The 20255-nt window shown below is 51.0% G+C and carries 20 protein-coding genes; 13 read left to right on the top strand and 7 right to left on the bottom strand.

What is annotated here, in order from left to right:
• The first annotated feature begins 109 nt into the window (after window positions 1–109).
• Genes speD through EYQ01_00920 form a run of 3 tightly spaced genes read left to right on the top strand, consistent with a single transcriptional unit; the run spans window position 110 to window position 2955 of the window.
• Entirely contained in the window at window positions 110–544 is a 435-nt protein-coding gene (gene speD / locus EYQ01_00930) for an adenosylmethionine decarboxylase (GenBank protein HIE64379.1), read from the top strand.
• Complete coding sequence (gene speE / locus EYQ01_00925; GenBank protein ID HIE64378.1) at window positions 510–1430, top strand: polyamine aminopropyltransferase; 921 nt, start codon at window positions 510–512, stop codon at window positions 1428–1430. Before speD ends, speE begins: the two co-directional genes overlap by 35 nt.
• A gap of 46 nt (window positions 1431–1476) precedes the next feature.
• A complete protein-coding gene (locus EYQ01_00920; GenBank protein HIE64377.1) occupies window positions 1477–2955 on the top strand; it encodes an aminotransferase class I/II-fold pyridoxal phosphate-dependent enzyme in 1479 nt (492 codons plus the stop codon).
• Here EYQ01_00920 and EYQ01_00915 read toward each other — a convergent pair.
• From EYQ01_00915 to EYQ01_00900, 4 genes are all read right to left on the bottom strand, one after another.
• Complete coding sequence (locus EYQ01_00915; GenBank protein ID HIE64376.1) at window positions 2945–3157, bottom strand: hypothetical protein; 213 nt, start codon at window positions 3155–3157, stop codon at window positions 2945–2947. The two genes, EYQ01_00920 and EYQ01_00915, sit on opposite strands and share 11 nt — an antisense overlap.
• A gap of 515 nt (window positions 3158–3672) precedes the next feature.
• A complete protein-coding gene (locus tag EYQ01_00910; GenBank protein ID HIE64375.1) occupies window positions 3673–4383 on the bottom strand; it encodes a hypothetical protein in 711 nt (236 codons plus the stop codon).
• Between the two features lie 41 nt (window positions 4384–4424).
• Window positions 4425–5333 carry a DUF5011 domain-containing protein gene (locus EYQ01_00905; GenBank protein ID HIE64374.1) on the bottom strand — a complete coding sequence of 303 codons (909 nt, stop codon included), beginning with the start codon at window positions 5331–5333 and terminating at the stop codon, window positions 4425–4427.
• Window positions 5334–5423: 90 nt separating this feature from the next.
• Entirely contained in the window at window positions 5424–6368 is a 945-nt protein-coding gene (locus tag EYQ01_00900) for a hypothetical protein (protein ID HIE64373.1), read from the bottom strand.
• Between the two features lie 245 nt (window positions 6369–6613).
• On the opposite strand from EYQ01_00900, the gene nadA reads away from it, so the two are divergent.
• The 6 genes from nadA to EYQ01_00870 are packed head-to-tail and all read left to right on the top strand — an operon-like array spanning window position 6614 to window position 12772.
• Window positions 6614–7540, top strand: coding sequence for a quinolinate synthase NadA (gene nadA, locus EYQ01_00895; protein HIE64372.1), 927 nt, complete (start codon window positions 6614–6616; stop codon window positions 7538–7540).
• Window positions 7541–7542: 2 nt separating this feature from the next.
• Window positions 7543–7755 (top strand): DUF2905 domain-containing protein, encoded by a 213-nt coding sequence (locus EYQ01_00890; GenBank protein HIE64371.1) that lies wholly within the window; start codon window positions 7543–7545, stop codon window positions 7753–7755.
• Window positions 7701–8882, top strand: a complete 1182-nt coding sequence (locus tag EYQ01_00885) for a SpoIID/LytB domain-containing protein (protein HIE64370.1) — start codon at window positions 7701–7703, stop codon at window positions 8880–8882. Before EYQ01_00890 ends, EYQ01_00885 begins: the two co-directional genes overlap by 55 nt.
• The gene (queA, locus tag EYQ01_00880; protein HIE64369.1) at window positions 8879–9997 is read left to right on the top strand and encodes a tRNA preQ1(34) S-adenosylmethionine ribosyltransferase-isomerase QueA; all 1119 of its coding nucleotides are present in this window, start codon (window positions 8879–8881) and stop codon (window positions 9995–9997) included. Before EYQ01_00885 ends, queA begins: the two co-directional genes overlap by 4 nt.
• Before the next feature lie 45 nt (window positions 9998–10042).
• Entirely contained in the window at window positions 10043–10747 is a 705-nt protein-coding gene (locus tag EYQ01_00875; protein HIE64368.1) for an SPOR domain-containing protein, read from the top strand.
• Between the two features lie 57 nt (window positions 10748–10804).
• Entirely contained in the window at window positions 10805–12772 is a 1968-nt protein-coding gene (locus tag EYQ01_00870) for an ATP-dependent DNA helicase (protein ID HIE64367.1), read from the top strand.
• Between the two features lie 8 nt (window positions 12773–12780).
• Here EYQ01_00870 and EYQ01_00865 read toward each other — a convergent pair whose 3' ends face one another.
• Window positions 12781–13500, bottom strand: coding sequence for a tetratricopeptide repeat protein (locus tag EYQ01_00865; GenBank protein HIE64366.1), 720 nt, complete (start codon window positions 13498–13500; stop codon window positions 12781–12783).
• A 172-nt stretch (window positions 13501–13672) separates the two neighbouring features.
• Here EYQ01_00865 and EYQ01_00860 point away from each other — a divergent pair, with 172 nt between their 5' ends.
• From EYQ01_00860 to EYQ01_00845, 4 genes are all read left to right on the top strand, one after another.
• On the top strand, window positions 13673–14467 hold the full coding sequence (locus EYQ01_00860; GenBank protein HIE64365.1) for a CbbQ/NirQ/NorQ/GpvN family protein: 795 nt from the start codon (window positions 13673–13675) through the stop codon (window positions 14465–14467).
• Window positions 14464–17445, top strand: coding sequence for a VWA domain-containing protein (locus tag EYQ01_00855; protein HIE64364.1), 2982 nt, complete (start codon window positions 14464–14466; stop codon window positions 17443–17445). Before EYQ01_00860 ends, EYQ01_00855 begins: the two co-directional genes overlap by 4 nt.
• Window positions 17446–17722: 277 nt before the next feature.
• A complete protein-coding gene (locus tag EYQ01_00850; GenBank protein HIE64363.1) occupies window positions 17723–18052 on the top strand; it encodes a hypothetical protein in 330 nt (109 codons plus the stop codon).
• Complete coding sequence (locus EYQ01_00845; GenBank protein HIE64362.1) at window positions 17989–19368, top strand: ribosome biogenesis GTPase Der; 1380 nt, start codon at window positions 17989–17991, stop codon at window positions 19366–19368. The genes EYQ01_00850 and EYQ01_00845 overlap by 64 nt, the downstream gene beginning before the upstream one ends.
• A gap of 43 nt (window positions 19369–19411) precedes the next feature.
• On the opposite strand, the gene EYQ01_00840 is transcribed toward EYQ01_00845, so the two are convergent.
• On the bottom strand, window positions 19412–19741 hold the full coding sequence (locus EYQ01_00840; GenBank protein HIE64361.1) for a glutaredoxin: 330 nt from the start codon (window positions 19739–19741) through the stop codon (window positions 19412–19414).
• 50 nt (window positions 19742–19791) lie between these two features.
• Window positions 19792–19998 carry a BolA family transcriptional regulator gene (locus EYQ01_00835; protein ID HIE64360.1) on the bottom strand — a complete coding sequence of 69 codons (207 nt, stop codon included), beginning with the start codon at window positions 19996–19998 and terminating at the stop codon, window positions 19792–19794.
• Window positions 19999–20255 lie beyond the last annotated feature (257 nt).

The following is a 20255-nucleotide window of genomic DNA, read 5'->3' as shown; positions in this document are numbered from 1 at the left end:
GACTCCTCATGTTTTCCTGAACAGACAAACGGCTCAAGTTGTAGGAGCGGGATGGCAGTAAGCCCTGAGGGGGGCAGAATTCCGCCATAAATGAAAGGGGGGAAAGGGCTTGCAGGCATTAGGATCGCATCTGCTCTTGGAGTTGAAGGACTGTAATGCCAAGCTCTTGAATAACCAGAAGAAACTCGAGGAAATTCTGGTAGCAGCAGCGAAAACAGCAAAAGCCACGGTCATAGAAAGCCGCTTCCATAAGTTCAACCCTTGTGGGATCAGCGGGGTTGTTGTTATCGCGGAATCCCATCTGACGATTCATTCTTGGCCGGAATATGCCTATGCCGCAGTTGATATTTTTACCTGCGGTGAAACCCTGAAACCCTCTATTGCGGCAGAGTATTTAATCCGCAAACTCCAATCAAAAAATCCGTCCATCCTTGAGGTCAAAAGGGGCCTGCTTTTTGCCGATGATCGGAAGTTGCCCCACAAGCCTGACAAAGGAGCGCCTGCCCAATATGACCGACCAAAAGAACTACAAATGGTTCCTTGACTACCTGACCCCCTTCGAAGGACATATGCATGCGATTGAAACGGTCATCTTCAACAAACAAACAAAGTTCCAACAACTAGAAATCCTGGAAACCCGGAGTTATGGCCGTTGTCTCGTGCTGGACGGGAAGATGCAATCCAGTGAGCAGGACGAATTCATCTATCATGAGGCCCTGGTTCACCCGGCCATGCTGACTCATCCCAATCCTGAAAAGGTATTTATCGTCGGCGGGGGAGAAGGAGCAACCCTCCGGGAAATCCTGCGCCACAAGTCGGTCCAAAAAGTCCTCATGGTGGATATTGATGAGGAGGTTGTCGAATCCTGCAAGCGTCATCTCCCGCAATGGCATCAGGGCGCCTTTGAAGATCCCCGCGCAGAGCTTCGTTTTCTGGATGCCCGGAAATATCTGGAGGAGACCGATGAAACCTACGACATTATCATCATCGACATCTCCGAGCCGGTGGAAGAAGGCCCTGCATATCTCCTCTATACGAAAGAGTTTTACCATCTGGTCATGGAAAGGCTCAGCGACAATGGCATTATCTCACTGCAGGCGGGAACCACCTCCACCTCGGATCTCCTTTGTTTTTCAGCGGTCTATCAGACACTCAAGGCGGTATTCCCGGTTGTTTCTCCCTACCAGGCCACCATCCCCTCTTTCGGACTCCCTTGGGGTTTTGCACTCGCGTCGAAACGCTTCGATCCCCAATCCTTTGACAAGGAAGAAATCGACCGAAGGATTGCTGAGAGGATCAATGGCGAACTACGCTCCTATGACGGAGAAACCCACCTGGGACAATTCATGCTTCAAAAACAGGTCCGCCTTACCCTGGAAAGACAGGAACGGATTATCGAAGACAATCAGCCCTTGTACATCTACAGCTGATTTCTCTTCCACCTGATCCCCGGCTTTGATCATGCCAGTATCTTTTATGATAAACGAGGAACAATTCAAGACCCCTCTCTTTGATGCCATGGTCGCTCTGGCCGAGAGCCGGAAGGTTTCGTTTCATACCCCCGGTCATAAGAGCGGGAAAGGGATCTCAACCCGTTTTCGTAAATTTGTCGGGCCAAATATTTTTTCCATCGACTTAACCTCCCTGGACGAGGTGGACTCCCTACAAAAACCAAGGGGGGTCATCAAGGAATCTCAGGAACTGGCGGCCCGTGCCTATGGTGCCGACCGCTCTTTCTTTCTCTTAAACGGGACATCCGGCGGAAATCACGCGATGATGCTGGCGAGCTGCCATCCTAACGATCAGGTCCTCATCGCCCGGAATGCCCATAAATCGGTCCTGGCAGGCCTGATCTTTTCAGGGGCCCGCCCTGTTTTTTTCAGCCCGGCTGTAGACAAAGACCTGAAATTGACCTTGAATGTCACCGCCGCGGACACCCGCGCCGCCATCGACGCCAACCCGGCGGCGATGGCGCTCATCCTGACCACGCCAAACTATTACGGTATCACAGCCGACTTGGAAGCGATCATCCCCTACGCCCATAAAAAAGGACTCACGGTTCTGGTAGATGAGGCCCATGGCCCCCATCTGTCTTTTCATCCCAGGCTCCCGATTTCCGCGATGCAGGCCGGGGCCGACCTCTCTGTACAAAGCACCCACAAAATTATCGGCGGCATGACGCAGGCCTCTATGCTCCACGCCCAAGGAGGGCGAATGGACATGGCCGCGTTGGCCTCAGCCATCCGATTTATCCAGAGCACCAGCCCCTCCTATATCTTAATGGCTTCGCTTGATCTTGCACGGATGCAGATGGCAACGGAAGGGGAAAAACTTCTTGAAAAAACGATTCAACTTGCAGAAGAAGCGCGAAGCAGGATCAACCGGATTCCGGGCCTCTTTTGTTTTGACCGGAATGCCCTTAAAAAAAAACAGCCCTTGGAAAAGGGAGATTTCGATGTCACGAAACTGACCATCTCAGTACAGGATCTCGGGCTCTCCGGCTACCGGGCATCCCGGATCTTGAATAACAACTACCACATTCAGGTGGAGATGGCCGATCCCCTCAATATCCTGGTGATCGTCAGCATCGGCGACCGGCAAGACGACCTGAACCGTTTGGTGGATGCCCTTCGGGAGATGTCGAAGAAATACCACGGGACAAGACTGCCGAAACGCCTATCTGCAGAGGTCGGGCTTCCACCCTTCGGAAAGCCAACCGGGATCACCCCCCGGGAGGCCTACTTTAAAGATCATGAACCTCTTCCCCTTGAGCAGGCTCGCGGCGCCGTCTGCGCGGAGATCGTCACCGTCTACCCTCCCGGCATTCCCCTTCTCATCCCCGGCGAAATCATCACGACCGAGGTCATCGACTACATCCGGCAGATGGACCAGCTGGGCGCAACCATAGACGGCCTAGATCCCACCGGAAACAGCCTTTCGGTGATCAAGAGGTAGGGACTCTACCGTTTCGCGAACGCCGCTGCTCGATCAGTTCCTTGATATTCACACCACGTACCGGATTCTCCAGCATGAAGGCCTTCATCTTCTGCACCGCCTCAGCCTTGTCCTTTTTCTTCGGGTCGACACAGGGAACAAGTTCGGCAAAGGCTTCTCCCCTGCTCGTGAAGGAGCGGCGCTTTTTACTGTCCGAGTGCATTTGCCTTGTTCGCAGATTTTTCTTCAGGACGCTCAACCAGCCAAAGTACTTGTGCGGTAACAAAATCAATACCATATTTTTTAAAATTTGAAGCACTTTTTTTATAGTCATATGAAAATCATACATGAGTAAAATCTATGCCTAAAATACTCATACAGCAAGTTTGTACCTCACGATCAGCGACTGATCTTGGGGAAAAATGCCAAGTCGGCTGCGAAGACAAGACCAGTAACCGAAGTGTACTCGCCCGTACGGTGAGGAGACTGTTGGCCGGTAACGCAGTAATTTTAGGTGGATGGGTCTCGCGCTAGCCATCGGCGGTTTCTAATTCCGAAATCACGGGATTAGGGCTGGGCTGCTCTCTGGGCTCAATCTCACAGAGGGACAAAGTCCTATGGTGACATTGGAAGGTGGAAAAGAAATCTGGAAGGAAAAACATGTAAATTGAACTTGACCTGACAGTCACTCCCTTAAAACTGGCCGCTGTCAGATCAAGTCGAAACTACTAGAAATAATCACTGAATTTTAATCAATGTAACGACAACGTTGGATTTGTCTGTTGCTATTGCAGTATCATGCCCTTCAAGCACGATCATCTGTCCATTCTGACTGACAAAGCCGTTCAGGGGAATATCACCCGTAAGGGCAATCGCAACCGTATTGCCTGTTCCAACACTTATTGTGCCAGAGATTGTTCCAGTTGCTACTGTGTGCGTGATTGTACCATCTTGGAGGAATGTTCCAGGATTTGTTATCCCATCTACAGACACTCCTGTAGTAATATCCATCCCACTAAAGGCCGATGTTGTGAATGTGCCAGTTGCGGTAGTGGTCAATGTTGCGAAAACCGTCTCACGCCATATTTCAACGAAATTTGCCCCAGGATCCTCAATGATGCCCCCGGCAGAATTAAGAATCATGCCCCATGTACCCGCAAGACTCGCTAAAGAAATACTCGTATCCGTTACTGTTTCAAGTAAAGCCAAACGCGCTTCGATGTCCACTATTGAAGTCGCGTTGGTTCCAATGTTGGTAGAGTTTGTCCCGATATTTGTATTGTTGTCATTCACAGCACTTTCGGTTGCTGTGAAGTTTGCATTCACATCCGCTGCCACTGTCGGGGTATTGGCAGTGAAAGTGTTGGGGATGGTGAGTGGCGCAGCGTGAATTGATTGTACGCTGCAAAGAAACCCTGCCACAATGATTCCTTTATAGATTTTGTTCATGATTTCCTCCGTAGGTATTTTTTCACTATATTCTTATAATTCTATTGCCAATCCGATTGATCCCAATTGGTCTGATCCCATACAGCCGGTGTCGCCGAGGGGACAACCACATTCACTGTTCGACTCTTCTGTATGGCCGAATTGCCTGCACCATCGCTGACGTTGTAGGTCACGGTATAGCTACCTAGCGTGTTCGTATCCACTGTTGAGCTATTAATGGTGGCCGCAAGACCAACATCCACATTATCTGTGACTGTTGCACCCAGTTCTGTGTAGGCGCTCCCCAAGGTAATGATTTGAGGGTTCGCACCTGCCAGGGTAATCACCGGTGCGGTTTGATCGGTCACGTTAACGGTTCGGGTAAGCTGTATCGCCGGATTGCCCGCACCATCGCTGACGTTGTAGGTCACGGTATAGCTGCCCACGATGCCCGTAAGTACTGCCGAGCTATCAATGGTGGCTGCAAGACCAACATCCACATTATCTGAGACAGTTGCGCCCAGTTCTGTATACGCACTCCCCTGAGCGGTGGTTTGCGGGTTCGCACCTATCAGCGTTATCACCGGTGCAGTTTGATCGGTGACATTAACGGTAAGGTTTCGGGTGACGCTATTGCCTGCTGTATCTGTGGCCGAATATGCCAGAGTATAGGTTCCAACAATTGATATATTTACAGTGCCAGTAATTGTTGCCACCAGGCCTACATCGACATTATCTGTCACAACACTACCCGGATTTGAAAATGCTGAACTGTGGACTACCGTCAACGGATTCGCACCCAAAATAACAATCACGGGCGCCTGTGTATCAGCCAGAGCAGTGACGATATTGATGCCTGCTACGGCATTGGTGGTCGCTGTGTCAATGGTTCCGGTCGCAGCTGTCAGATCGTTATCCAGATCGGTGAGTTGTGTAGGATTGGGAACAGACCCTGCTGTCAAACCATTCACTGTGGCCTGAAGCGCAGCAAGGGATGCGTCAGCTCCACCCGTCAGAATATTCGATATATTAATAGCCGTGCTTGTCTGGGTAATGAAATTCTATGTGGGGGCAATCTGAGCAATATCAGCATCCGCACCTGCTGCGGTCGGCTGGATAGTGAGCAGCGATGTATTCAACACTGTTGTAAAGTTAGCGCCACTGGCTCCGGGGATCGCTTCTCCTGCAGGTGTCGTGACTGTGAGATTATTGGTTAGCGTTTCAACAGCTATTGTTGACTGTTGTGCCAATGCAGCGGCTGCAATGTTTGCCGCCTGAGGATCTGGTGTAACACCCGCAGCCATTCGCCCGTCAATAGCTCCTGTGGTCAGATCATTGGCAAGATTTGCGATTGTGGACGCTATTGTGCTGCCTGTTGCATTCGAAGTTCTACGAATCATTTCGGCGGCAGCTTCATTGGCCCTCAACACACCGGCGACGTTGGTGGTGTCCACAGGCGTGGTAATGGGATCCACGCCTGTGGGAAATCCAAACCCCATCGCACCCAAAACGTTCGCTGTCGCGACTGCCAGATTTCCTGGGGTTAAGGTGCCTCCACCCAGAGCTGTGGCTGTAGCAACTGCCAGTGTGGATAGTGGATTGGCATTACCCGTAACTGTGCCACCCGCGGGCAGTGTGGTTACCGCTGTTGTCAAAGGGAAATCTTGCACAGCCCCTGTAACGATGTCTGTCCCACCACTGACTGTAATGATCAAAGGTGTGACTGTTCCAGCAGAGACGGTAAAAGAGAAATGGGCAGTTCCGTCGGTAACCGGGTTGACAGGCGTCGTGGTAACAAGAGCGCCGAGACCATCCTTCACGGTGATTGCGCCGCCCACGGATGGACCATCACCAGCGCTGCCTGATATTGTGGTTGTTCCACCTGGCCCGGGCAAGCTGTCGCCACTACAGCCTGACAGCGCCATGACGGTTATCACGCCTAAAGCATACATGGGCTTCATCCAGCGAGGAAGCATTGTAAAATCACCAAAGAATATCCTATTCATTCCACCCACCTTTTAATTTCCAACACAGCAATTAAGTGCCAACGTTAAAAAATCTCTATCATCTGCAAATATTCTGTGGAACCACTGGCTTTATATTCCCAGTATGGTATATTCTGGAATAGCTTTTAACATAACCGTTTTTTATTGTGATGTCAAGCAGAAACACTTCTTGAAGAGGCTTGCACTAGAAAATTGAATCTGCCATGTGATAGACTTCTCTAAAATAGTTTTTGAGAACCAAACCTATGGTTAAGACCTCAACACAAGACAAACTCATTACACGTATTCAGCGACTAAAGAAGGATCGCAATGCAATCATTCTGGCGCATAATTATCAGGTCGGGGAGATTCAGGATGTTGCGGATTTTCTGGGCGACTCGCTCGAACTCTCCCGGAAGGCGGCCCTGACCGATGCCGAGGTCATTGTCTTTTGCGGCGTTCATTTTATGGCAGAGACTGCCGCGATTCTCTGTCCCGATCAGATGGTCCTCCTGCCGGACCTTGCGGCGGGCTGCGGCATGTCGGAAATGATCTCGACCGAAGAGGTCCGAACCCTTAAAGCAGAACATCCGGATGCAGTTGTGGTCTGCTATGTCAACTCCAGCGCGGCAGTCAAGGCCGAATCCGATATCTGCTGTACCTCTTCCAATGCCGCCAATGTGGTCCAGTCTATTCCAAAAGATCGAGAAATCATCTTTATCCCCGACCAATATCTTGGGGATTATGTCACGCGGAAGACCGGTCGCAAGCTGATCCTCTTCAACGGCTATTGCCCGACCCACTTTAGAATCATGACTGCAGACCTTGACGCCGCGAAAACATCCCATCCCGAGGCCTTGGTCGTGGCCCACCCGGAGTGTACCCCGGCGGTCAGCGCGATGGCAGACCAGGTTCTTTCCACCAGCGGGATCTGTATGGAATCAAATAAGACGGAGAAGCAGGAGGTGATCGTCGCGACAGAAGTCGGGATTCTTCATCGCCTGAAAAAAGAGAATCCCGATAAAGAGTTCATTCCCGCCTGTACCTGGTGTGACTGTGCGCATATGAAGGTCAACAATCTGGAAAAACTTCTCTGGTCCCTGGAGTCATTGCAATACCCGATCACCGTACCACCTTCTATTGCCAAGAGGGCCAAGCAGGCCATTGATCGGATGCTCGAGATCGGATCATAAAGATGTTCGATATCGGCCGGTCACTGATTCTCTTTGGCATTCTTCTTTCTCTCATCGGAGGGCTACTCCTTCTTTTTGCGAAGGTCCCCGGCATCGGGAAACTTCCGGGAGATATCCTGATTCAACGCAAGAACTTCAGCTTCTATTTTCCCTGGATAACATGCCTCCTGATCAGCCTCATTCTTTCTCTCTTCTTCTGGTTCATAAAAAAATGATCCTGTCCTTTTTAATGATTGCACTTTCTCTTCTCTCTGCCCCGCCCCTCCTTCAAGCGGAAGAAACCCTACGCGTTTCATTAATGGATCAGGTCAAACAACTTTCATTCTTCTCCCGTAAGGGATTTTCGATCACCACACTCTCTGGGAAGCGGCTCGGGCCTCTGACGAAATCCGCCCGGATTTCATTGTCACCTGGAGGAATTGCCATTAACCGCGTGGACAGCCACCTGAAAGAGCTCCTCTTTATCCCCCGGCGGGGAGGAATGATCTCCTTAAACCAAAATCCCTTCCAGGGCACATTTCGGGTCATCAGAAAAAAGGGTGGTCTTCTTGTCTTAAACGAGGTGGACCTGGAGCTCTACCTCAAAGGGGTGGTCCCTTCTGAGATGCCTTCCAAATGGAAGATGGAGGCCCTCAAGGTGCAAGCAGTGATCTCCAGAACCTATGCCCTCTATAAAAAAAGAGAGCACCGGGGGAGAGAGTATGATCTTGTCGGGTCCATTCTGGCCCAGGTCTATAAAGGCGCATCGGTTGAAAATCGCCGCACATCTGCCGCAGTGGAAATGACAAAAGGCATGATTCTGAGCTATGAAGGGGCGCCGGCCCTCACCTTCTTTCACTCGACTTCAGCAGGCCCCACTGAAGATGCCTCCGAAAGATGGAATATCGATCTCCCCTATTTAAAAGGAGTCAGCTGTCCTCTTGACAGAGAGTCGCCCTACCATCAATGGAAGAAAGTGATTTCCCTGTCCGATCTCGAGAGCGCGCTTCGGAAAAAAGGATTTCCCGTCCATACCGTCGCGACCTTGACCCCGCTCAAGTGGAGCCGGGCGGGACGACTCCTGACCGTCCGGATTTTATATAATGGAGGAGAGATTTTTCTAAAGGCCGAAGATCTTCGTCAGATACTCGGATATCGCATTCTACCCAGTACAAATTTCAGAATCGCTTCCTTTGGAAAAGAGCTTATCTTTAAAGGAATGGGCTTCGGACATGGCGTGGGTCTCTGCCAGTGGGGCGCGAAGGTTCTGGCGGAAAAGGGCTTTAATTTCGAGAGAATTTTACTACACTATTATCCCGGTGTGACATTGCAACCTTATGAGGCCCTACAATCATCTCGATAGAAGATAACCAGAGCGTTGCTGACTATGATTACCCTCTCGACCCGGCCCTCATCGCTGGGTCCCCGCCGCCAGAACGAGACCAGAGCCAACTTCTGATCTATCATCGGGACAGCGGACAGATGGAACATCGCTCATTTACTTCGCTTCCGAAATACCTCAAGCCTCACGACCTCCTGGTCCTGAATGATACACGGGTCTTTCCTGCCCGCCTCACTGCGGAGAAAGGCTCTGGCGGTCGACTGGAGCTCCTATTCCTGCGACCACTTCTACATCAGGTCGAACAAGAAAAAGGGATTTTCAGTCAGTGCTGGGAGGTTCTGGCCAAAGGGAAGGGACGCGAAACGACTGACCTCTTCTTTAAAGGAAAGATCCTGGGCCGCTTTTTAAAAGATCTGGGGGGAGGCCGTCACGAGGTGGTCATCCACCGCCCAGCAGATCAATACAGTGACGTCTACACCTTTCTGGAGAGATGGGGAGAGATTCCGCTTCCACCCTATATTCTTAAAAGGAGAAAAATGGAAGGAAGCAATCTCTCAGAATCGCTTTGTCGAGCAGAGGAAGCGGAGGATCGGGAGAGATATCAAACGGTCTACGCCAGGCGATGGGGCTCTGCAGCGGCACCGACCGCGGGCCTTCACTTTACGGATCCCCTGCTCAATACCCTCCGGGAGAAAGGGATTCAGACGGCAACGATCACGCTCCATATCGGCCTCGACACCTTCCAGCCTATGCGTTCAGAAAAGATTCGGGACCATGAGATGCACCGGGAATGGTATCAGGTTTCTGAGGAAACAGCCTCACAGATCAACACCACACGGGAGCGTGGGGGAAGAGTCATCGCTGTCGGCACCACGGTGACCCGCGTCCTGGAAACAGTCACACGGCCCGGGGGTCGGATTCAGGCAGGAGAAGGCGAGACGGACCTCTTCATTACTCCCGGATACCGCTTTAAAGGAACAGACGCCTTGATTACAAACTTCCATCTTCCGAAATCGACCTTGCTTGTCCTGCTCTCCGCTTTTGCAGGAAAGGATGTAATTCGCTCAGTTTACCGGGAAGCAATCGCGCGGCGCTACAGATTTTATAGCTACGGAGATGCCATGTTTGTTGTATGATGGGGGGAAATAGTGGCATACTGAACTGCGACTGATGGAGGGGAAATGCGCGAACTGAGAATTTTAAAAGAGACGGAAGAAAATCCGAAAAAAAAAAAGAAACCCCCGATACTGCTGATTACTTTTATGGGGATTCTCGTCTTCCTCGGCCTCTTCTTCCTCTTCGAAGAGAATCCCACTGAAGACCTTAACCCCGCCTCAAACCTCTCCAATGGTGAAAATAAGGGGACCAAGACTTTTCGTTCAGAGTTCACCCCGGGCAAGATACGGATCGATTCCGGGAAAGAAGCCTTAGCACCCTCTGTAGATGAAAATAAAAAACCAATCGGACCAATTCAAAAAAAAGAACTCACCTTTTTAAAAACCCTCAAGGAGAAAAAAAAAGAAAACCCTCCCTTAAAGATCAAGAAGGAACCTCAGAAAGATCAGAAAATAACAACAAAGAAAAAATCCCCGCGCAAGACAAAAAAAGTGATGGCCACAACTCTCCCTCCTCGAAAATCTGTTCCAGGTCAATTCGCGGTTCAAGTTGCCTCTTTTTCAAAAAAGAACAGGGCAGAGGTTCTGGCAGAGGAATTGAGGGAAAAAGGGTATAAAACTTACGTCGTCTCACAGGAAATCCCTCAAAAAGGACGATGGTATCGTGTCCGTATCGGACACTATGCGGATCGGTCTGAGGCCGTACGCCTGTCCAATCGGATCAAACGTTCCGAGAAACTCGATGCCTTCGTGACGTCTGATCACCGATGAACCGCCCTCACACCATCCTTTCCTCCCCAAAAAATCCTTATCACCATTCGGTCACCAATGGATTTTAACGAATCCTCAGGGGATATCCAGGATTTCTTCAGTCCCCGGGGGGGGCTCTCTTCTGCCATCGAGGGCTTTGAATACCGTGAGTCCCAGATGAAGATGGCACAGTCGGTCAGCGAGGCACTTGATCAACATTCGACGCTCCTGGTAGAGGCCGCTACCGGAACGGGGAAAACATGGGCCTACCTGATCCCCGCCATTCTGAGCGGGAAGAAGGTTGTGATCTCCACCGGCACCAAGACACTCCAGGACCAGATCTTTCTCAAAGATCTTCCCTTTCTCGCCAAGCATATTTCCTGCCGCTTCACCTACAGCATGATGAAGGGGAAATCGAACTATCTCTGCCTGCATCGTTTTGAGGAATCTTTAAGACAACCGAGCTTCGAAGGGATTGAGGCAGAAAATGATTTTGAGATGGTCCGTGCGTGGGCGACAAGAACAGAAACAGGAGATCGGGCCGAAATTTCAGCCCTTCAGGACAATGCTGCAATATGGCAGGCCGTTTCGGTCAAAGGGGATGCCTGCCTTGGGGGACAATGTCCCGCCTACGACCGATGTTATCTAACCCGAATGAAACAGGACGCGGCAGCAGCAGACATCGTGATCGTCAACCATCATCTTTTCTTCGCAGATCTCGCCCTCAAGGACATTTCCTACGGACAAATCCTACCGCATTATGACGCTGTCATTTTTGACGAGGCCCATCTGCTGGAAGAAACGGCAACCCAATACTTCGGGACCTCTGTCAGCAGCCATCGGCTTGAGGATTTTGCCCACGACGCAGAACGCGAGTTCCGCCTCTTTAAGGGAGACCACCGGCTCTGCCTTGAACAAACGCTTAGGATCTTGTCCGATTCAGTACACTTTTTTCATCATTTCAGAAAGGGAGAGGACCGATACCGACTGACACTTCATGATTTCTCTGAAGAGGCCGTCTCCTCTGGAAAAAAATTGTGCCAATCCTTTGCGCTCTTGTGCCGAACCATAAACAGCCTCCCCGCCAGGAGCGAGGGGATCACGCATCTTCTTGAAAGGATTGAATCGCTTTGTGACGATCTTCAGACTTTTACGACTGTGGGAGAGGAAGAGACAGAATCCACAACAGCAGCATCAGGGGGCGATAAAAATCTCGTCTATTGGGCGCAACAACGGAAGCGCGGCGTCTTCCTTCATGCCTCCCCCCTCGATGTCTCAGACATATTACAGGAACGTCTCTTCGAGAAAGAGATCCCGATCATACTGACCTCGGCCACCCTCTCCGCGATGAATCATTTTGAGTTCATCCGTGAACGGATTGGGATCAAGAACGCGGAAGAGGTCCGCCTGACGACCCCATTTGACTATGAAAAGCAGACCCTCCTCTACCTTCCCGCCCATCTTCCCAATCCATCCCACCACGAATTTTCAGATGCCATTTCGGAAGAGATCATAAAGATCCTGGAAGCGAGCAAAGGAAGGGCCTTCCTCCTTTTTACCAGTTGGAGAAATCTGGAGACCGTCTATCACAATATCTCAGGGCGTCTTCCCTATCTGTGCCTGAAGCAGGGGGACCAGCCAAAGCAGTATCTTATTGAGGCCTTTCGAAAAGATATCCCATCGGTTCTCTTTGGAACAACCAGCTTCTGGCAGGGAGTGGATGTGGAGGGCGAGACACTTTCCTGCGTCGTCATAGACAAACTCCCCTTTTCCTCGCCGGCAGACCCACTCATCACGGCCCGGATCGAAGCGCTGGCCCGTCAAGGAAAAAACCCCTTCATGACCTTCCAGGTCCCGTCTGCGGTTCTGTCTCTCCGGCAAGGGATTGGTCGCTTGATTCGGAGGAAGGATGACCGGGGACTGATCGCCATTCTCGATCATCGTATTACAAAGAAGAAATACGGGGAATGTTTCCTATCCAGCCTCCCCCCTGCACCGCGAACAGATTCTCTCGGGGAGGTAAAGTCATTTTTTGAAACACTTTGAGGAAGCTCCTACTCACCGTCATTAATGACTTCTTTTTTAGCAAGTGAAAGATAGGACTGGACCTCCTTGAGTGCGGGATTTATTTTCTGTACCTCTTCCCATTCTTTGAGGGCGAGGTCAATAAAACCCTTCATATAATAGGTAATTCCGAGGTGAACCATTGAGGACGTATACTTCGGATTGACCTGTTTTGCTTTGTTAAACTGTTCGATCGCCTCGTCAAATAAACCTTTCTCACGGAGGGCAATTCCAAATTTGGTCAGCACATCTGTAAAATTAGGACGCATCGAGAGGGCCTTGCGGTATTGGGCCAGGGCCTCGTCCTGCAAGCCGATTTCGGAATAGAGATCGCCCAGTTTCGCATGCTCATTGGCAAGCTTCCCGTAAAGATAGGGGTCGATGGACTCACTTTCGGCTCGAACAACCTCTGCCGCTTTAGAAAAAGTCTTGCTGGCGGCATCGTATTCTCCAAGGTCATTGAGGCTAATTGCCAGGTTTAAAGACGCCTCCGTATATCGTGGGTTTATTTCAAGGGCCTTTTCAAAATATTTAACCGCATTTTTCGGATTTTCTTTCTGACAGGCGATGATGCCCAGCTTATTATAGATATCGGCATAACCCTTCGGGTGCCCCTCCAGGAGGAGAAAGTAAAGCTTCTCCGCTTCTAGGATTTTTCCCTGATCAAAGGCAACTGAGGCCTTTTCGTAGATCTGTTCAAAATCTTCCATCGACGTTCCTCCTTCAGTGCCCGCTACTCTACAATAAAGAACCCAAGGAGTCAAAAATATCTGCGTGCCTGAAGAGCGACATTGTTTTTGTCTTGTCGTGCAGGTTATAATGCCTCCATCATTATCATGGTTTACCAGATCGAAAGGGGGATGGATGGAGCAGCAAGAAAAGATGGCACCCTTTTTTTTGAAAAAGGAGCCTTATTATCAACCTATTGGTGAGGAGGTTTGCCTCTTTAAGGCGGCATATGATTCGAAACGACCTGTCCTCCTGAAGGGACCGACCGGATGCGGAAAAAGCCGCTTTGTCTCCCATATGGCCTATCATCTCAAACGCCCCCTCATTACCGTCGCCTGTCACGAGGATCTGACGGCATCCGACCTTGTCGGCCGCTATCTCCTCCAAGGGGATGAAACGGTCTGGAGCGACGGCCCTCTTGCGCTGGCCGTGAAATACGGGGCTATCTGCTATCTTGATGAGATTGTCGAGGCGCGAAAAGATACAACGGTGGTGATCCACCCTCTCACAGATGACCGGCGCATCCTTCCCATCGAAAAGAAGGGAGAAGTCCTCTCCGCTTCTGATGATTTTATGATTGTCATCTCCTATAATCCCGGTTATCAGAGTGTCTTGAAAAACCTCAAGCAAAGTACGCGTCAACGCTTCATCGCCCTGGAGTTTCAATATCCCACCCGGTCCGTGGAGACAGAAATTGTTTCACATGAGTCCGGCGTCTCTCACGAGATTGCCGGGAGACTGGTCTCTATCGGGGAAAAGCTCCGGAACCTCCGCGATCACGGCCTTGAAGAAGGGGTCAGTACCCGTCTCCTGATCTATGCGGGTCAGTTGATGGAGCGCGGAATTCCACCCCATCTCGCCTGCGAGGCGGCGATTGCCGACCCCATGACCGACGACCGGGATATGCGGCGCAGCCTGGTTGAGATTATACAGAGTTTCTTTGAATGAATGCGGACTCTACATGTCACTCTATTCAAAAGCTCCTCGAAGCGACACTCGATTCGGATGATATCGAGGAAATAACAGACCCCCTTGGGGAGATTCCGGCCGGGGACCTCGCCACGGCCTTTCATATCGGCCTGATTCTTTCAGACTTTTCGATAAAGGCTGCAGCGGAATATTTCCGCGTCCTCCCCGAAGTTCTGAAGTCGCTCTCTCCCGATGAATTGGGGGGATGGGTGGCGATGGGCATCCCGATCGCTAAAAAGTCATCCGGGGCGGGAATACGATTTTTCAAGGAAGGTCCCCGCGTTTTTTCTCAGATCCCGTCCAGGGCAATGCGTGAACGATTTATCCGGCAGGGAAACACCCTGGCCCAGAAAGACTACAATCTCGCCGTCGAATATTACCGGCAGGCCCCGCCACTGTTGAGCAATTCGGCCTTGAGCGATGTGGCCTTCTCCGCCTGGGCCATGCAGGGCCTTTCTCTGGGAGAAAATGATTATACCCTCGCGGTAGAATATTACCGGATTACCCCTACGCTTCTGCGGCATCTCCCGATGAGGTTGATCCCGAAGTGGATTGCGGTCGGTCTGAATCTCGCGCAAGGGAACCTCCTTCAGACTCTCCTTTTCATGAGAAACAGCCCGGAGATCTTCTCGAAGATTCCATCTTCATCCGAACAAGCCCAGGTTCTTGAACTGACCCACGAGGTGGCAGAGCAGTCCCTGGACCTCGCGGGACAGCTCTTCAAGGACGCGCTGGAGGTCCTCCCTCCATTCAGGATCCTTCATCTGGAGTCCATCCTGCTTGAGAAGGCCATCGAAATCGCCCGCTTTAACGGTGAACTGGCCGCGACTCTCTTTTTAAGCGGCCCCAGAATCCTCAAAGAGATGGGACCCGTCTCTCATAAGTTTTCCGAATGGGTCGAGACCGGTATCGCCCTCTTAAAGACAAATCCGGATGCGGCACAGGGCTTTTTCTCACTCAAATCAAAATCAGCCCTTCATGCCATCGATCAGTTAAAGGGGGGCGTCTCCCTGTCGCGCATTTCACGGACCCTTAAGATATATGCCGAAGCCCTTTCAGGGCAGCGTGTCTCCATCGCAGCAACAACCCGCCTTGAAGAGGATGGGGCCAAGAGAGAGGCCGACCTTCCAACAACAGACGGGAAGACGATCTACCTTCCGGCCCATGTCGGCCACTTCCCGACAGATGCCCTCAACTTTGAGTGGTACAAGGTGGCCACAGCCTATCAGGCCGGATATCTTGAGTATGGCACCTTCTTCCCTCAGATGAACGAAACAGCCGATCTGATCGCTTCTCTTCAGGAAAAGTATCAACGGCGGGGCGGTTTCTCCAGCCTGAGTTCCTTTTTCTCTCTCTTTCCTGAACCCGCGTTGATTAAAAAGCTCTTTGAAATTTCTGAGGGAAGCCGCATTGAATTCAAGCTCAAGCAGGAATATCCCGGCCTGAAGAAGGCCATCATTCGAATGCGTGAGGCCGATCTGGAGCAACGGCCATCCTTGATGGGCCTGACCCCGCGGGGGATGGTTCTGGAATTTCTCCTTCAAATTTCCCTTGCCGGAAAAACCAAAGAACCAATCCCCCCTCCCCTTCAAAAGATTCTCTTCGAGGCCTGCCGCATCCTCGGTGCGGTCCAGACACCCGAGGCGACCGTGGCCACATCAATGAAGGCGGCGACAGCAGTTTTCGATCACCTGGAAGAGGGAGAAGGGGTTCAGGAAATGCCGACGGGACCCATGGAGACCTTCGAAGAAGAGGGAAGACGTGCAAAAGGGGAAGGTGAAGAAAGTGGGGAGATCCGCCCTTCCACACGCGGCGCAATCGAACCGGAAAGGGTCGAAGAGACACGGAAGGTTCTGAAAAAATACAGCGATGCGCTCCTGGAAAAGTTAAAGGAAGCCGGGGTCGATGTCTCTTCCGAGTCGGCTGAATCCGCCCTCTCTATTTCGGTCGATCAGGGAGAGGTCAGCATTCAGGCGCTCCGCCAGGGCAAGGCCGAGGAGGATCTGGACCGAATCGCCGACAGACTCGGGGCCGATCAACCTGGCAAAGGCGGGGACCCAAAGAAAAAGACCTTTTTATATGATGAGTGGAATTGTGAAGTGGAGGACTACCGGCCCGGCTGGTGCCGCGTCATTGAAAACCGGGTCTCCCCGGCGAATGCTACGCTGGTCGATGCCATCGTGGCCGAATATGGCGGAATGATTCATGCGGTCCGAACTGCCTTTCTCTACCTCAGACCGGAGGGACTCAAACGGGTCAAGAAAGAACGGGAGGGAGATGCCCTTGATCTTGACGCCCTCATGGAAAGCCGCATCGACGCGAGATCGGGCCGAACCCCATCGGATCGGATCTACGTTGCCCGGTATAAGAAGGAGCGGAGCGTCGCGGTCGCAGTCCTCGTTGATATGAGCGGCTCGACACAGCAACAGCTTCCCCAAGTCAATAAGAGTATCCTGCAAATCGAGAAGGAGGCCCTCATTATTCTTGCCCGGGCCATCGATGCCGTCGGGGACCGGTTTGCCCTCTACGGTTTTTCCGGGAAAGGGAAGGATACCGTTGATTTCAACATATTAAAAGACTTTGAAGAAAGCTACAATCGCGACATAGACTGCCGAATCGGCGGGATACAACCGGCCATACAAAACCGGGATGGCGCGGCCATCCGGCACGCGACTATCAAACTGGCAGCACAACCGGTGAAGATCAAAATACTGGTCCTGATCAGTGACGGAAAACCGCTCGACGACGACTATCGCGGCTCCTACGCCATGGCCGACACGCGGGTGGCCCTTCGTGAGGCAAAGCGGCAGGGAATTCATCCCTACTGTATCACGGTGGATCGGGACGGAGATGAATATCTAAAAGGGATGTATGGAGACGTTGCCTACATGGTGATCGACCATGTAGAGAAACTTCCAGCCAGGTTGCCCTACATCTATAAACGACTCACAACATAACGGTGACGATCCAGCACACCCCTCTTTTCCTCCATGGCGGCGTTGCTGTGGTACTCGAATCCTCGCGTATAGAGACATACGCTGCGGTTCTGCGCTCCTCGCGCCTTGCCCTGAAGGGAAATTAGTGGCATGCTGAATCGTCACCGTAACTATTGGGAATGGAGGCATGATCTTGGAGAAAGGCGATAAGTACAAGAGTTGGCTCTGGTTTATGTTCAAGGAATATGTAAGAAAAATTCGGCGCACTGCGTCCTCAGGCGCTCCCGAGGTGAGTGACATGAAGATAAGATACGAGCAGATCTATCCGGAGGCCTCCATAAAGATCATGATCGAAGAGAAGGTCGGCATGATTGTCGTCTTTAATGACCTAGAAGAACGGACCACAGCAGAGCTGGATGACATTCTTTCTCAGGAACAATTGATGGCCTATCTTGAGAAAACATATGGCCGAGGGAAGTACAAGATCAATCTCTACGAGGGGATGACCTTCATCGCGACCCGAAATTTTAGGGTCAAGCTTGAAGATGAATCCGTCCCTGAAATATGGCGCGAAATTGTGGCAAGAAACAAGGCCGCAGAGGGGAAACACAATCCGTGGGACAACTAGATCATCCAGTCATCTCAATTGTCGGGCGGCCCAATGTTGGAAAATCGACCCTCTTCAACAAGCTGGTCGGCAAACGAAAGGCCATCGTCCAGGACCTTCCGGGAATAACCCGCGACCGGAACGAAGCCCTCTGCCACTACCGGGACCGCCAGTACACCCTCATCGACACCGGGGGTCTCCTCCCGGATACCAGGGAAACCCTTCCGGAACAGGTCAGCCGACAATCCAAAGCCGCCATTGCGCTCTCAGACATCGTTCTGTTTCTTATGGATGTCCGGGAGGGAATCACACCGGTCGATCTGGCGCTGCATAAACTTCTCCGAAAATGCGGCAAGCCAATTACCTATGTCATTAATAAAATCGAAGGGAAAGGGAAGGACGGCCTGGGCGAGTTTTATAAATTGGGGGTCAGTACATTTTATCCGGTTTCGGCGGAGCACAATGAGGGCTTGAGTGACCTCCTCGATGCCCTCTACCCGCATATGTCTCCATTAGAGACAAGCGTGATTGACAAAGGACCCAAGGTCGTGGTCCTGGGTCGCCCTAATGTCGGAAAATCAACACTGATTAATGCCCTACTCAAGGAAGACCGTCTGGTCACCAGTGACATTCCCGGGACAACACGCGACACCATTGATACCTGGGTAAGCTTTCGCAAGAAGAAATATCTCTTTATCGATACCGCCGGGATACGAAGGCGGGGAAAGATCCGTCACGGGGCCGAACGCTTCAGTCTCTCCAGAACAAACAGTGCTATTGAGCGATGCGATATTGCGCTTCTTCTCATTGACGGACTTGAAGGCATTACGGAGCAGGATACGAAGATTGCAGGCTTGATCATTGAAGCCGGGAGAGGATTGATCCTCCTGATTAATAAATCCGATCTCTTTAAAAAAGATGGAAAAGATCGGATCAAGCATCAGGAGGAATACAGGTTCCCTTTCATGCACGACCTCCAGAGGGAATACATCTCCGCGCTGAAGGAAACGGGCCTACCCAACATTTTTCAGAAAATTGAAAAGGTGTACAAAGGATATACAAACCGGGTCACGACAGGGGACCTCAATCGCTTCTTCAAGCGGGTCACCGACAGCCATCCGCCGCCTCTCCACAAGGGCCGAACGATCCATCTCAACTACATCACCCAGGCGGCCATCCGTCCCCCGACCTTTGTCCTGTTTGCAAATGCCCCCTCCGGACTTCCGGACCACTACCTCCGTTACATCGAAAACCAGCTCCGGAAGTCCTTCCCCTTCAACGGGGTTCCGATTCGCCTGAAACTCAAACGAAAGTCACGAGACCGCCGAGAAACGTGATAACAGCAACGGGATAGCAGGAGAGGAGTAGTGATTCACGAGGCTATTCAGCCGGAGCAAAGGCCTTTTTGAGGAGCGGCTCCATCTCTCCCTTCGTGACCATTTCATCAAGGATGTCGGTATCTCCATAAAATTCGCCATCAATGAAGACCTTTGGAAGCGTCGGCCAATTGGTCATCTTGGAAAGGGCTTCCCGCTTTTCCATATTTCTTAAGACATCAATCAACTCAAAGGGATAGCCATAGCGGTTGAAAAACTCAATGGTTTCCTTTGTAAATCCGCACATCGGCCTCATCTTGCTGCCCTTGCCGTATATCAGGATCTTGTTTTCTTTGATTTCTTTCTTAATTTCTTCTTCAATCAGATTTTCCATGGAGACTCCCTCTTCTTTATTGAAATGCAAATGCACGCAATCGTATAAAATTACAAGGACGCAAATTCGTCAGGCGTATGCGCCTTGATCTCCAGGGCATGAATCCGCCCATCCTTCATCGGCTCATCCAATGACTGCTGAACCAGCCTGTGACGATCCAGCAAATTCTTCCCTGCAAAGGCCTCAGAAACAATTCTAACCTGAAAGTGATCCATCATTCCGGTCTTGTCAACCAGTGTCACATCGGCTTCCGGCATCGCCTTCAAGATATAACCAACAAAAACATCTTCAGCAATCACGCTTCTATACCCTCCATCACTTTAATTTACCCTTATCCATGATTATACTTCACCCTTTTTTAGATCTTCAAGAGAAAAAAAGAAAAAAGCCTCACTATTCAGCATGCCCCTATTTTTTAGAGTCAGGCGCGAGGAGGGTAGGTAATCCTCCCTAAATATAAAGGTGCTCAGAAGTAGAATTTTCCAATATAGTAATTTAGGAGGAGAATCTACGA

It is taken from the genome of Candidatus Manganitrophaceae bacterium (assembly GCA_012960925.1).
Classification (GTDB): Bacteria; Nitrospirota; Nitrospiria; order SBBL01; family JAADHI01; genus DUAG01.
This window is presented reverse-complemented; position numbering and strand designations above follow the sequence as displayed.

Bases quoted from the DNA above. Each gene is read 5' to 3' on its own strand.
- nadA (HIE64372.1), top strand. From the start codon at position 6,614: ATGGTTAAGACCTCAACACAAGACAAACTCATTACACGTATTCAGCGA.
- EYQ01_00835 (HIE64360.1), bottom strand. From the start codon at position 19,998: ATGCCGGAAGCCGATGTGACACTGGTTGACAAGACCGGAATGATGGAT.
- EYQ01_00845 (HIE64362.1), top strand. From the start codon at position 17,989: ATGGCGCGAAATTGTGGCAAGAAACAAGGCCGCAGAGGGGAAACACAA.
- speE (HIE64378.1), top strand. From the start codon at position 510: ATGACCGACCAAAAGAACTACAAATGGTTCCTTGACTACCTGACCCCC.
- EYQ01_00870 (HIE64367.1), top strand. From the start codon at position 10,805: ATGGATTTTAACGAATCCTCAGGGGATATCCAGGATTTCTTCAGTCCC.
- EYQ01_00885 (HIE64370.1), top strand. From the start codon at position 7,701: ATGCCTCCTGATCAGCCTCATTCTTTCTCTCTTCTTCTGGTTCATAAA.
- EYQ01_00890 (HIE64371.1), top strand. From the start codon at position 7,543: ATGTTCGATATCGGCCGGTCACTGATTCTCTTTGGCATTCTTCTTTCT.
- EYQ01_00855 (HIE64364.1), top strand. From the start codon at position 14,464: ATGAATGCGGACTCTACATGTCACTCTATTCAAAAGCTCCTCGAAGCG.
- EYQ01_00910 (HIE64375.1), bottom strand. From the start codon at position 4,383: ATGAACAAAATCTATAAAGGAATCATTGTGGCAGGGTTTCTTTGCAGC.
- EYQ01_00840 (HIE64361.1), bottom strand. From the start codon at position 19,741: ATGGAAAATCTGATTGAAGAAGAAATTAAGAAAGAAATCAAAGAAAAC.
- EYQ01_00875 (HIE64368.1), top strand. From the start codon at position 10,043: ATGCGCGAACTGAGAATTTTAAAAGAGACGGAAGAAAATCCGAAAAAA.
- EYQ01_00850 (HIE64363.1), top strand. From the start codon at position 17,723: ATGAAGATAAGATACGAGCAGATCTATCCGGAGGCCTCCATAAAGATC.
- EYQ01_00860 (HIE64365.1), top strand. From the start codon at position 13,673: ATGGCACCCTTTTTTTTGAAAAAGGAGCCTTATTATCAACCTATTGGT.
- EYQ01_00915 (HIE64376.1), bottom strand. From the start codon at position 3,157: ATGCACTCGGACAGTAAAAAGCGCCGCTCCTTCACGAGCAGGGGAGAA.
- EYQ01_00900 (HIE64373.1), bottom strand. From the start codon at position 6,368: ATGAATAGGATATTCTTTGGTGATTTTACAATGCTTCCTCGCTGGATG.
- EYQ01_00920 (HIE64377.1), top strand. From the start codon at position 1,477: ATGATAAACGAGGAACAATTCAAGACCCCTCTCTTTGATGCCATGGTC.
- EYQ01_00865 (HIE64366.1), bottom strand. From the start codon at position 13,500: ATGGAAGATTTTGAACAGATCTACGAAAAGGCCTCAGTTGCCTTTGAT.